At 63.9% G+C, this 12,013-nt stretch carries 11 protein-coding genes; 9 read left to right on the top strand and 2 right to left on the bottom strand.

Annotation, left to right across the window (positions count from 1 at the left end; all coding sequences use genetic code 11):
• Positions 1-34: 34 nt before the first annotated feature.
• The 6 genes from flgG to flgL all read left to right on the top strand — a co-directional run bounded on the left by flgG (position 35) and on the right by flgL (position 6,591).
• Positions 35-817, top strand: a complete 783-nt coding sequence (flgG, locus tag DB032_RS11525) for a flagellar basal-body rod protein FlgG (RefSeq protein ID WP_107799620.1) — start codon at positions 35-37, stop codon at positions 815-817.
• A 58-nt stretch (positions 818-875) separates the two neighbouring features.
• Positions 876-1,556 carry a flagellar basal body L-ring protein FlgH gene (locus tag DB032_RS11520; RefSeq protein WP_107799619.1) on the top strand — a complete coding sequence of 227 codons (681 nt, stop codon included), beginning with the start codon at positions 876-878 and terminating at the stop codon, positions 1,554-1,556.
• Positions 1,557-1,636: 80 nt separating this feature from the next.
• Positions 1,637-2,713 (top strand): flagellar basal body P-ring protein FlgI, encoded by a 1,077-nt coding sequence (locus DB032_RS11515; RefSeq protein WP_370445216.1) that lies wholly within the window; start codon positions 1,637-1,639, stop codon positions 2,711-2,713.
• A 94-nt stretch (positions 2,714-2,807) separates the two neighbouring features.
• Positions 2,808-3,794 carry a flagellar assembly peptidoglycan hydrolase FlgJ gene (gene flgJ, locus DB032_RS11510; protein ID WP_107799617.1) on the top strand — a complete coding sequence of 329 codons (987 nt, stop codon included), beginning with the start codon at positions 2,808-2,810 and terminating at the stop codon, positions 3,792-3,794.
• A gap of 81 nt (positions 3,795-3,875) precedes the next feature.
• On the top strand, positions 3,876-5,657 hold the full coding sequence (gene flgK / locus DB032_RS11505; RefSeq protein ID WP_107799616.1) for a flagellar hook-associated protein FlgK: 1,782 nt from the start codon (positions 3,876-3,878) through the stop codon (positions 5,655-5,657).
• A 10-nt stretch (positions 5,658-5,667) separates the two neighbouring features.
• A complete protein-coding gene (gene flgL, locus DB032_RS11500; RefSeq protein WP_107799615.1) occupies positions 5,668-6,591 on the top strand; it encodes a flagellar hook-associated protein FlgL in 924 nt (307 codons plus the stop codon).
• Positions 6,592-6,655: 64 nt separating this feature from the next.
• Here flgL and DB032_RS11495 read toward each other — a convergent pair whose 3' ends face one another.
• Both DB032_RS11495 and DB032_RS11490 read right to left on the bottom strand, forming a co-directional pair.
• Positions 6,656-7,681, bottom strand: a complete 1,026-nt coding sequence (locus DB032_RS11495; RefSeq protein WP_146176652.1) for a hypothetical protein — start codon at positions 7,679-7,681, stop codon at positions 6,656-6,658.
• A gap of 105 nt (positions 7,682-7,786) precedes the next feature.
• On the bottom strand, positions 7,787-8,536 hold the full coding sequence (locus DB032_RS11490) for an MgtC/SapB family protein (RefSeq protein ID WP_107799613.1): 750 nt from the start codon (positions 8,534-8,536) through the stop codon (positions 7,787-7,789).
• Between the two features lie 229 nt (positions 8,537-8,765).
• Between DB032_RS11490 and DB032_RS11485 the strand changes: the two genes are divergently transcribed.
• From DB032_RS11485 to DB032_RS11475, 3 genes are all read left to right on the top strand, one after another.
• Positions 8,766-9,797, top strand: coding sequence for a flagellin (locus DB032_RS11485; protein WP_107799612.1), 1,032 nt, complete (start codon positions 8,766-8,768; stop codon positions 9,795-9,797).
• Between the two features lie 207 nt (positions 9,798-10,004).
• On the top strand, positions 10,005-10,859 hold the full coding sequence (locus DB032_RS11480; RefSeq protein WP_107799611.1) for a hypothetical protein: 855 nt from the start codon (positions 10,005-10,007) through the stop codon (positions 10,857-10,859).
• 25 nt (positions 10,860-10,884) lie between these two features.
• Positions 10,885-11,967: a hypothetical protein gene (locus tag DB032_RS11475; RefSeq protein WP_107799610.1), complete on the top strand. Its 1,083-nt coding sequence runs from the start codon at positions 10,885-10,887 to the stop codon at positions 11,965-11,967.
• Positions 11,968-12,013 lie beyond the last annotated feature (46 nt).

The raw sequence follows: 12,013 nt of genomic DNA, 5'->3' as shown, positions 1-12,013 counted from the left end.
GGGAACGCGGCTCTGGAGACGAGGTAAACAAGCCATGATGCGCGCACTGTATATCGCCAAGACCGGCATGGATTCCAGCCAGTTCCAACTGGACGTGGTGTCCAACAACCTGGCCAACGTCAATACCGTCGGCTTCAAGCGCAGCCGGGGCATTTTCGAGGACTTGTATTACCAGACCCTGCGCCAGCCCGGCGCGCAGCTGGCCAACGGCAACACCACGCCCACCGGCTTGCAGGTGGGCACCGGCTCGGCGGCGGTGGCCACCGCCCGCATCCACTCCCAGGGCAATACGACCCAGACCGGGCAGCCGCTGGACATGGCGATCTCCGGCGAGGGCTTCTTCCGCATTCAATTGCCGGACGGGACCACCTCCTATACCCGCAACGGCGAGTTCAAGCGCAACGCCAACGGCGACGTGGTGAATCCGGACGGTTATCCGCTGAACCCCAATATCAATATTCCCGGCACCGCCAACCAGATCACGGTGTCCTCCGCCGGCGTGGTGCAGTACTTCTTGCCCAATAATCCAGCGGCGCAAACCGCGGGCACCATACAGCTGACCACCTTCATCAACCCGCAGGGTCTGGAGAGCGTGGGCAATAACCTGTATCTGCAATCCGCGTCCTCCGGCGATCCGCAGGACGGCGATCCGCAGACCGATACCCGCGGCGCGGTGCGTTCCGGCTTCGTGGAAGCGTCCAACGTCAACGTCACCGAGGAACTGGTCAATATGATCACCGCGCAGCGCGCTTTCGAGATGAACTCGCGCGCGATCACCACCGCGGACCAGATGCTGCAGAAACTGAGCCAGCTGTAAGCAAGAACGGGCCGCCGGCTGAGGCGGCCGATCCGGATTTGAATTGACGAGGTGTTTGATGAAGGCGATGGCGATGGCGGCGATGTTGGCCGCACTATTGAGCGCTTGCGTGACCCAGGAGCCGCCGCTGGTGCAGCAGCCGACCAGCGCGCGTCCGCAACCGCAGCCGGTCAGCATGCCCAGCAACGGCTCGATTTTCCAGGCGGCCAGCTACCGGCCGCTGTTTCAGGACCGGATGCCCGCTTATGTCGGCGACACCCTGACCGTGAACATCCAGGAAAACTCGTCGACCTCGGCTTCCGAGCAGACCACCAATACCCGCACCTCGGGCCTGAACAGCAGCATCAACGCCGGCATCAAGATTCCCTTCCTGCCCAGCGGCGCCGCCGGCGGTTTGGCCGGCGCCAATTTCGGCGGCTCGGGTTCGGCCAACAATACCGGCAAGGGCGACAACAAGGTGGCCACCTCCTTCGTCAGCTCCATCACCGTCACGGTGCTGGAGGTGTTGCCCAACGGCAATCTGTCGGTCAGCGGCGAGAAAGTCGTGAGGGTGAACAGCGACACCGAATCGATCCGCCTGTCCGGCGTGATCAATCCGCGCGATATCGGCGCGGACCGCAGCGTGTCTTCGCTCAAGGTGGCGGACGCCCGCATCGAGCAGCAGACCAAGGGGACGCACCGGCTGTACAATGAGCCGGGTTGGCTGGCCAAGTTTTTCATGAGTATATTGCCGATTTAACGGATTACCGGCCCGGGCGCGGCCATCTGGCGGGCGCGGCGGGCTGAAAGCGGGCGAAAATGAAGCGATTGATGTTAGCGATGCTGCTGGCGCTGGCCGTGTTTCCGGCCATGGCGGCGCAGCGTTTGAAGGATCTGACCAATGTCGGCGGGGTACGTCCCAACCAGTTGATAGGCTATGGTCTGGTGGTGGGCCTGGACGGCAGCGGCGACAAGGTTACCTCCTCGCCCTTCACCGGCCAGGCGATGTCCAATATGCTGAATCAGCTGGGCGTGCAAGTGCCTCCGGGCACCAAGCTCGACCCCAAGAACATCGCCGCGGTCACGCTGACCGCGACCTTGCCGCCGTTCGCGCGGCAGGGGCAGGCGATAGACGTGACGGCCTCGTCTATCGGCGACGCCAAAAGCCTGCGCGGCGGCACCTTGCTGCTGTCTCCGCTGAAGGGCGCGGACGGGCAGATTTACGCGATGGCGCAGGGCAATGTGGTCGTCGGCGGCGCCGGCGCCTCCGCGGGCGGCAGCTCCGCCCAGATCAATCAGCTCAGCGTGGGCCGCATTCCGGCCGGCGCCACGGTGGAGCGCGAAGTGCCCACCGCGCTGGGGTCCGGCGAATTCGTCAATCTGGAACTGCGCGAGTCCGATTTCACCACCGCCAACCGCGTTGTGCAGGCGATCAACAAATCGTTCGGCCAGGGCACCGCGCGCGCGGTGGACGGCAGGCTGATCGAAGTGCGCGCGCCGTTCGATCCGGACCAGCGCGTGCAGTTTCTGTCCAAGATGGAAAATATTGCCGTCGACCCGGCAGATGTTTCCCCCACCGTCATCATCAACGCCCGCACCGGCTCCATCGTGATGAATCAGGCGGTGACCCTGGCGCCGTGCGCGGTGTCGCACGGCAACTTGACGGTGACCGTCAGCAACACGCCGCAAGTGAGCCAGCCCAACCCGCTGTCCGGCGGCAAGACCACGGTGACCAACCAGGCCGACATCAGCATCAACACCCCGGGCAGCAAGCTGATCAGCCTGCCCAACGGCGCCAATCTGTCGCGGGTGGTGGCGGCGTTGAACGCGCTGGGCGCCAACGCTCAGGATCTGATTTCCATCTTGCAGGCGATGAAATCCGCCGGCGCGTTGAAAGCGGATCTGCAGATTATCTGAGCGCCGCCAGGGCGGCGAACAAAAAGACGGCCGCGCGGCCGTCTTTTTATTCCTGGCCCGAATCTTGCTATTAGCTGGATTCCAGGAGCGAGAAATGACGATTCAGTCCATCAATGCCGGCGCCGTGAGCGCCAACGATTTGCTAAACCGGCAGCTGGCCGTGGATCCGAACCAGCTGAACGAGCTGCGGGCGCAGGCGATCAAGGACCCCAAGGGCGCGGCGAGACAGGCGGCGTCGCAGTTCGAGGCCTTGTTGATGAGCACCTTGCTCAAGAGCATGCGCGAGACCAAGTTCGACCCGGAAGGCGAATCCAACGATTTGAGCACCTACCAAGGCCTGTACGATCAGCAACTGACCCAGGCTTTGAGCTCCAACGGCGGCCTGGGGCTGGGCGATATGTTGTATCGCCAGATCGCCAAGCAGTCGAACTTCGATCCGGACGACAAGAGCGCGCGCACGATTTACGCCGCTCCCGGCCCGCAATTGGCCGCGCGTCCGGCCGGCGGCGCCAAGGCCCTGCAGGCCTACCAGGAAGCGCAGCAGACCGCCGGCGCGGTGTTGAGCTTGACGGCTCCGGCGGCTCAGACCAAGGCCGAGGCGGCCGGCAAGGGCGGCAGCCGCGACTTCGCCGCCGAAATGCTGCCGCATGCCCGCACGGCCGCGGCCCAGCTGGGCGTGGCGCCGGAAGCCGTGGTCGCGCACGCGGCGCTGGAAAGCGGCTGGGGCAAGCGGGCGATCCGCCATCCGGACGGCAGCAACAGCCATAATCTGTTCGGCATCAAGGCCAGCGGCGATTGGCAGGGACGCACGGTCAGCGTGATGACCACCGAATACGAGGGCGGCGTCGCGCAGAAGCGGGTGGAGAAATTCCGCGCCTACGGTTCTTATTCCGAGGCCTTCAGCGACTACGCCCGTTTGTTGAAGGATTCGCCGCGCTACAAGAGCGCGCTGAACCAGGGGCAGAATATGTACGGCTTCGCGCATGCGCTGCAATCCGGCGGCTACGCCACCGATCCGCGCTACGCGCGCAAGCTGGTGGACGTGGCGGCGACTTTGGCGCAGCAAACCACGCGCAGTTAAGGACAAGGCAGCGGCGGCCGAGCTTGCACTTCAGGGTCAAGTTTTGGCGCGCCGGGCCGATAAGGCAAAGAGAGGTAAATCATGAGCTCCAATATTTTCTCGATCGGCGTGAGCGGACTGAATGCGGCTCAAACGGCTTTGTCGGTAACCGGCAACAACATCGCCAACGTCTCCACGCCGGGGTACAACGTTCAATACATCACCCAGGCCGGCCGCACGCCGCAATATCAGGGCTTCGGCTTCCTGGGGCAGGGCGTGGACGTCACCAATGTGCTGCGCACCTATGACAAATTCCTGTCCGGCCAGGTGCAGACCGCGCAGACCAACAGCAGCTATTACAGCACCCAGGTCAAGCAGCTGAATCAGATCAACAATCTGATGGCGTCGACCGACGTGTCCATTCTGCCCGCCTTGCAGGATTTCTTCGGCGCGATGCAGACGCTGTCGCAGCAGCCTGACGCCATTCCCAGCCGGCAGACCGTGCTCAATATGGCCCAGGCGCTGAGCACCAAGTTCGCTACCGTCGACGGCCAACTGCAGCAACTGCAGTCCGGCGCCAACGGCCAGATCAAGAGCACGGTGGACAGCATCAACTCGCTGGCCTCGCAGATCGCCAGCCTCAACACCGAAATCGCCGCCTTGACCGGCGGCAATCAGCTGAGCGCGCAGCCCAATACGCTGATGGACCAGCGCGATCAGGCCATGCTGGAATTGAACAAGCTGGTCAGCGCCAAGGCCGTGCCGCAGGCGGACGGCACTTACTCGGTATACGTCGGCAACGGCCAGACCCTGGTGACCGGCGGTCAGACCAATACCCTGGCCACCCAGCCGCTGCCCAGCGATCCCACCACCTTGCAATTGGTGTTCAACAATCCCAACGGCACGGTGACGGCGATTCCGAACAATCTGATGTCCGGCGGCCAACTGGGCGGTTTGCTGAACTTCCGCGACGGCCCTTTGTTGCAGGCCCGGCAACAGCTGGGCACGATGGCGATCAACTTTTCCGCTTCGATCAATTATCAGAACCAACTGGGCGTGGACAATACCGGCGCCGCCGGCCTGCCCATCTTCAACGATCTGAGCAGCTACGCCTCCAATCCGCAGAATGCGGCCAGCAATCTGCAAGTGCTGATGGGCGATCCCAATAAACTGGCCACCGCGTCCAATATGGTGTCCACCGGCGGCGCCGGCGGCAACGGCGTCACCATGAGCGGCGTGTGGGCCACCTTGCCGGGCGGTTACGCGGGCAGCATCAACAGTGTGCCGCCGGTCTTTCCCGGCACCGGCACGCATCCGTCCATCGGCATGACCGGGATGACCATCACCGCCGCGGGCACCCCGGCGACGATGACGGCCACCATCGCCGGCCCCAACGGCGGCGGACCTTACAATGTGGTGCCGGTGGGCGGCGGCGCCAGCAATAGTTTCAAACTGCAGACCACGGCGGTGCCGCCGGTGGACGTGGGCGTCAGCTTTCAGCTGTCCGGCGCGCCGATCAACGGCCAGACCTTTACCGTGGGGCCGGCCCCGGCAGGGACCAAGCCGCCGCCGGGCGACAACACCAATTTGCGCGAGCTGCTGGCGCAGCAGAACCTCAAGCTGATGGGCAATCAATCTTACGGTTCGTATTATTCGACGTTGGTGGCCTCGGTGGGCAACCAGACCAATACCGCGCAATTGCAGTCCGCGGCCATGCAGAATACTTTGAAGCAGACCACGGAAAGCCTGTCCAATGTTTCCGGGGTGAGCCTGGATCAGGAGGCGGCCAATCTGATCAAGTACCAACAGTCCTATCAGGCGTGCAGCAAGGTGATACAGGTGGCGCAAACCACCTTCTCCAGCATTCTGAACCTGATGGGCTAAGGAGAGACCGATGCGTATCAGCTCCAACAACATCTATCAGTCCGGCCTGAACAATATGCAGAGCTTGCAGGCCAGCATCTACAAGCTCACCATGCAGATCGACAATCAGCAAAGGGTGGTGACGCCGGCCGACGATCCGGTGGCCGCGGCGCGCATTCTGCTGATCAGCCAGTCGCAGGGCCAGAACAGCCAGTACATCAACAACACTCAGGCAGTCAGTTCCTGGCTGTCGCTGTCGGAAACCGCGATCAAGAGTTCGTCGGACCTGATGGCCAGCATGAAGGGTTTGGCCATTTCCGCCGGCAGCGGCGCGCTGAGCCCAACCGAGCTGCAGGCGATCCAGAAGCAGTTGCAGGAAGGCATCACCGAGTTGACGACTTACGCCAACTCCACCGACGGCCGCGGCAATTATCTGTTCAGCGGCAACAAGACCGATACGCTGCCCTTCGCGGTCAGCTTGTCGGCGGTGCCGCCGGCTTCGTATCTGGGCGATACCGGCCAGCGCAGCGTGCAGATCAGCGCTTCGCAGCAGATGACGATTTCCGATCCGGGCAGCACGGTGTTCGGCACGCCCGGCGGCAGCGCCACCGCGGCCTTCGACGCTCTGATCCAACTGAATACTCTGCTGGGCCAGAATCCCAAGCCCGCCAACTTCGGTACCCAGCTGAACAGTGCGATCAATGCCATTGATGGGGCTCAGCAGCAGATGTCGCTGTCTTTGGCGTCCATCGGCGCCCGCGGCCAGCAGAACGATAATATGCAGAATGTCGGGGGCAGCCTGAAACTGCAATACGCCAGCAGTATCGGCGATTTGCAGGATCTGGACATGCCGCAGGCGATATCGGATTTCACCTTGGCGCAGACTTCGTTGAAGTACAGCCAGCTGACCTATAACAAGGTGACTCAGCTTTCGCTGTTCAACTATATCTCCTAATCCGGCGTGCGCCGGACAAGACAAAGGCCGCGTAAGCGGCCTTTGTCGTTGGCGCGGGCCGGGTTCAGCTGTAGACGTCCACCTGGCTGATGCGGCCGGCGCGGCCGTCTTCGGTCAGGTAGACGCCGGAGCGACGAATATCGGCCTGGGACTGGTTGTCGGCGTTCTTGATGCTGAACGGGCTATCCACGCTGGGCAGCAGGATGGCGCCGATGCCCAATTCCTTCAAGCCCATCAACTGGTCCTTGTCGCCGTCGCGGCCGGACCAGAGCTTCAATTGCGCGAACGCGGCGTCGCCGTCGTCCAGCACGCCGTCGCCGTTGCCGTCCAGCTTGGCCAGATCGGCGAAGCCGTTGCCCGATTGGGTGCCGAACAATTCCTTGCCGTCGTTGATCTTGCCGTCGCCGTTGCGGTCCAGGGCCAGCCAGCCGCCGTTGTTGATGAAGGGCAGCTGGCTTTGCTGGCCCTTGCTCTGCAGATCGAAGCTGACGCTGGCGCCGCTGAAGCTGCCGGCGTCGTTGCCCAGGCTGAGCATCAGCGGGTCGGTGGCCTTGCCGTTGCCAAACTGTATCGTGCTGCTGCTGTGGTATTCGAAGCTGCGGCTCATTTGCACGTCCAGCGCGAAATTGAACTCGCGTCCGTCCTGGGTCTTGATCGAACCCTTGGCCGAAAACGCCAGGCTTTCGCTTTCCTGGTAGTCGACGGTCTGTTTGAACTCGCCGCCGGCGCGCGCTTGCTGCGACTGCGGGGCAGAGGACTGGCCGGATCGCGCGGGGCGCGAGTCGGCGGATGGCTCATCTTGGCCGTCGTCTCTTTGCAAAGTGCCGTCAACAACCTTGAACTTGACGCCCAGCACCTTTTCCAGAATGTCCTTGATCAGCCCCAGCATCGGCGTCATGCCATCGGCGAAGGCCTTGTCCTTGGCGCTGGCGTTGACGCCGTCGGAGCTTAGGCTGACGTCGGAGGAGGGTTTGGCCGGAGGGGAGGACGGGGGCAGCTGCACCCAGGTGCGGCTTTGTTGTTGAACGCTGAGACTTTGGCTGAAACTGTATTGGCTGCTCATCGACAGCGCCATGGACGCGACTCGCATTGCAGACTCCGGAACAGGAAGTGTAGGTGAACTGATATCGTCAATCCGGAGGGAAACTTGATGGCGTGGAAACACCTAGCCGGCGGGCCGGCCGGGCGATAGGCCTTAATTGCGCGCGGGCTGGATGCTGAGGGTTTCGATATGGTCGATCTGCATGATTTCGCGCGACAGATCCACGACATTGATCAGGTCGCGCCGGTTTTGCGCGGAGACCAGAAAGCTCCACTCAGTGGCGTCCGGGCCGGCGTTCAGCGCGATGCTGTCCTCGTGCAGGCGCACGCCGAAGCGGAGCAGGCCGGCGCTGAGCGTCTGCACCGTCCATTGGTATTCCGGCTTGAAGCGGATGACGATGAACAGGCTGAAGCGGCGCGGCAAGCATTTCTCCATCTGATTGATGGAGAGCATGCACAGCACGCACAGCAAGGTGATGGCGATGGCCGCGGCGTAGAAGCCTACGCCGACGAGGATGCCGATCACCGAGGACATCCAGATCGAGGCGGCCGAGGTCAGACCGCTGATGCTCAGCCCTTCCTTCATGATCATGCCGGCGCCGAGGAAACCGACGCCGGTCAGCACGCCCTGGGCCACACGGGTCATGTCGCCGTGGGTCATGTCGGGATAGAGGCCGCCGTACCAGTAGCCGGAGTAACCGACGATGCTGATGGCCGCGGCGGAGGCCATGGACACCAGGCCGTAGGTGCGCATGCCGGCGGCGCGGCCGTTGAACCAGCGCTCGTAACCCACCAGACAACCCAGCAACAGGCCGCCCAATAGGTTCAGCGTGATCAGCAGATTCACTTCCCACTTGGGGGTGGACCAGTACTGGCCGATCAGTTCGGAAAAGGATAGTGCCATGCGGGCTCCTGCGGCGCTTTGAAACGGCGAACGGACCGACGATAGCAAGTTGCGAGGCCGGCGGCTACTGGCTTGAGGGCGCGGCATGCTCAGGGGCGAGGAGGCGAGGCAAGGCGGCGATGTGATTTTTCACGTTCCGAGCGGACTTAAGTTTGTCAGTAGACGGCCGCCTTGTGATGGTGACGGCAGCAATGCCGGACCAACCAACCTGACTTCTGGAGCAAAAGCTATGCTGAGCCTGCACACCAATATCGCCGCACTGAACACCAAGTCCAACCTGACCGGCACCCAAACCGCGCTGTCCACCTCGATGACCCGTCTGGGCACCGGCTTCCGCATCAACTCCGCAATGGACGACGCCGCCGGCCTGCAGATCGCTACCCGTCTGGACGCGCAAAGCCGCGGTATGCAAGTGGCGATGAAAAACGCGCAGAACGGCATCTCCATGCTGCAAACCGCCGAAGGCGCGCTGAACGAAGTGTCCAACATCCTGCAGCGCATGAAGGACCTGTCCACCGAAGGCGCCAACGCCACCTCCACCAAAGCCGACAAGAGCGCGATGCAGTCCGAATTCGCCGAACTGGGCAAGGAACTGACCAACATCATGAAGAACACCTCCTTCGGCGGCGAGAAACTGCTGCAAGGCGGCAAGCTGACCGATGAGATGAAGTTCCAGATCGGCGCGTCGGCTGACGAATCCATGACGGTGAACATGAAGGATGGCATGACCGCGCTGAACAATGCGCTGGGCAGCGTTTCCAAGACCTTCTTCAAAGATGACACCGCTAGCACTGACTACGCCACCGCCGTCAAGACCGCTACCGATGCGATGCCGGCTCTGGTGACCGCGACCGACGCCGCCAAAGCCGCTTACGACGCCGCTCCGACCGATGGCACCAAGAAAACCGCTTACGAAACCGCGCTGAAGGCTCAGCAAGACGGCCAAGCCGCGCTGGACAAAGCCGCCAAGGGCGACGAAATCGGCAAAACCGACACCATCAACACCATCCAGGCCGCTCTGGATTCGGTAGGTTCGGTTCGCTCCTCCCTGGGCGCCAACGCCAACCGTCTGGACCACGTGAACAACAACCTGGCCAACGTGAACAACAACACCCTGGCCGCCAAAGGCCGCATCATGGACACCGACTACGCCAACGAAAGCGCCAGCATGACTTCCAAGCAAATGCTGATGCAAGCCGGCACTTCCATGCTGAAGCAAAGCGGCAGCATGAGCAGCCTGGCGATGTCCCTGCTGCAGTAATCGCGATTCAGCGTCGATCCGGCGCGAATCTGGAGCCAGCTGCGTACGCGGCTGGCTTTTTTGCGTCATGCGAGCGGGCTTTTGTGAAGGGGCAAGGCGATTTCAATCAGAGCGATCACGGCGGCGACCCCGGTTACGCCGAGCGCGCCGATCTCGAACGGCGCGCAGCCGGGCGCGGAACTGACGCCGGGCCGGCAGTGGGAGGCGGTGCTGAGCCGCACCGCGGACGGCCGTCCGTTGTTGAGCGGCGACGGCGTCCAGCTGGCCCTGCCGACATGGCCGCAAGGCCTGGCGGAGCTGACGCCGGGAACGGTGTTGAAAGTACTGGTGCTGGCCACGCAGCCGCGGCTGGAACTGTCGCTGTTGATGGAAAAGCCGGATGGCGACAGCGGCGGCGAAGCGCCGGCGCGGGCCTGGCAGCTGGAGCAGGCCGCGATGCCGAAGTTGGCGAGGCCTCAGCCGGCCGCCGCCGAATTGGCGCAGTCCTGGCGGCAGGCTTTGCTGGGACGCTTGACCCAGGCCGCGACCCAGTTCCTGCAGGCGGGCGGCAGCCATCTGCCGGGCGCCTTGTTGCAGCAGTTGCCGGAGCTGGCTCTGGCCGGCCTCAGGCAGGCCGCCGGCGAGCCGCCCTTGCCGCTGACTCTGCCGTTCTGGCTGTGGGGCGGTCCGGCGCTGACCTTGAGCGTAGAGGACGCGCTGGAGCGCGAGTCCGAGCCGGAACGGGACGAACTGGACCTGCTGCTGTGGCTGACGGCGCCGGGAATCGGCGCATTCTGCCTGCGCATCCGCCGCGTGGCGGCCGGGGTGGCGCTGGCCTTTGTGGCCGAGGCCGAGGTGTGCCGGGCTCTGCGTCGGCGCCTGCCGGAGATTGAGGCCGCGGCGGAGCGAGGCGGCGGCAGGCTCACCGCTTGCTTGATCGGCGAGCGCATGCCGTGGAGCGGCTTGGCGATCAGCCGGCACGGCGCAACGGGTTTGCAGGCGCAGCGTCTGTCGCCGCTGCTGTTTGCGGTGGCGGCGGAAGTGGCCGGCCAGTTGCTGGCGGGAGATGGCGCGCCGCTTTGAGCCGGCCGTGGTCTATAGTGGGTCCATGTTGCGCCTTCTCATACTGCTTCTGTGTCTGCTGAGCGTGGAGCCGGTCGCCGCCGATCCGGCGGCCAAGGGCGCCGGCGCGCCGCCAGCCCGGGATAATCCGGCGCGAGAGTGGACCGAGTGGGACGGCCCCGTCAGCGGGCCCGCGGCGCAGCCTGGCCGCAGCGTCTGGTTTTTGGCGTCGGACTTGCGCAACGGCGGCGTGGTCGGGGTTTACCGGGGCCTGGCCGAGGCGGGGCGTTTGCTGGGCTGGCGCGTGACGCTGCTGGATGGGCAGGGGCAGCGGAATTCCTTGCTCCAGTTTCTGGAGCGCGCGCAGCGGGAGCGGCCGGCCGCCGTGGCTTTGGGCGGTTTCGACGCCCAGGAATTCCTGCCGCAGATTCAAGGCCTGCACGCGCTGGGCGTGCCCGTGCTCGGCTGGCATGCCGGAGACAAGCCCGGCCCGGTGCCCGGACTGCTGTTCACCAATATCTCCACCAGCCCCTTGGCCGCGGCGCAAGCCGCCGCCGATTACATCGCGGCCAGCAGCCGCGGCCCGGTTGGCGTGGTGCTGTTCACCGACAGCCGTTTCGCCATCGCCACCGCCAAAACCCGGCAGGCGGTGCGGCAGCTGCAGACGTGCCGGCGCTGCAAGGTGCTGGCGGTGGAAGACATCTCGCTGGCTCAGGTCCAGCAGCTGTTGCCGGCGCGGGTGGCGGAACTGTATCGGCGCCACGGCAAGGCCTGGACCCACAGCATAGGCATCAACGATCTGTATTACGATTCCATCGGTTATCCGCTGGGCAAGCTGAACGCCTCCGTCGTCAATATTTCGCTGGGCGACGGCTCGCTGAGCGCGATGAGGCGGATTCGGGCGGGCCTGATGCAGGAGGCGACCATCGCCGAGCCTTTGCACTTGCATGGCTGGCAGATGGCCGATGAGCTGAACCGCGCCTTTGCCCGCCAGCCGCCCAGCCTGTACGTCACCCAGCCGCATCTCTTGGTCAAACAGACGATACGCGACAGTTATCTGAGCATCGGCTACGATCCGGCCAACGGCTACCGCCGCGCCTACGCGGCCATTTGGTTCCCGCGGCATTGATTTGCCGCGCGACGCGTGCTTAACTGGCGCTCAATCCACGCATCGT

Source organism: Chromobacterium sp. Panama (assembly GCF_003052555.1).
Taxonomy (GTDB): Bacteria; Pseudomonadota; Gammaproteobacteria; order Burkholderiales; family Chromobacteriaceae; genus Chromobacterium.
Note: the sequence above shows the minus strand (reverse complement) of the source record. Positions and strands in the feature narration are given on the sequence as shown.

Coding starts and splice junctions, on each gene's coding strand:
- flgG (WP_107799620.1), top strand. CDS start 35: ATGATGCGCGCACTGTATATCGCCAAGACCGGCATGGATTCCAGCCAG.
- DB032_RS11520 (WP_107799619.1), top strand. CDS start 876: ATGAAGGCGATGGCGATGGCGGCGATGTTGGCCGCACTATTGAGCGCT.
- DB032_RS11515 (WP_370445216.1), top strand. CDS start 1,637: ATGCTGCTGGCGCTGGCCGTGTTTCCGGCCATGGCGGCGCAGCGTTTG.
- flgJ (WP_107799617.1), top strand. CDS start 2,808: ATGACGATTCAGTCCATCAATGCCGGCGCCGTGAGCGCCAACGATTTG.
- flgK (WP_107799616.1), top strand. CDS start 3,876: ATGAGCTCCAATATTTTCTCGATCGGCGTGAGCGGACTGAATGCGGCT.
- flgL (WP_107799615.1), top strand. CDS start 5,668: ATGCGTATCAGCTCCAACAACATCTATCAGTCCGGCCTGAACAATATG.
- DB032_RS11495 (WP_146176652.1), bottom strand. CDS start 7,681: ATGCGAGTCGCGTCCATGGCGCTGTCGATGAGCAGCCAATACAGTTTC.
- DB032_RS11490 (WP_107799613.1), bottom strand. CDS start 8,536: ATGGCACTATCCTTTTCCGAACTGATCGGCCAGTACTGGTCCACCCCC.
- DB032_RS11485 (WP_107799612.1), top strand. CDS start 8,766: ATGCTGAGCCTGCACACCAATATCGCCGCACTGAACACCAAGTCCAAC.
- DB032_RS11475 (WP_107799610.1), top strand. CDS start 10,885: ATGTTGCGCCTTCTCATACTGCTTCTGTGTCTGCTGAGCGTGGAGCCG.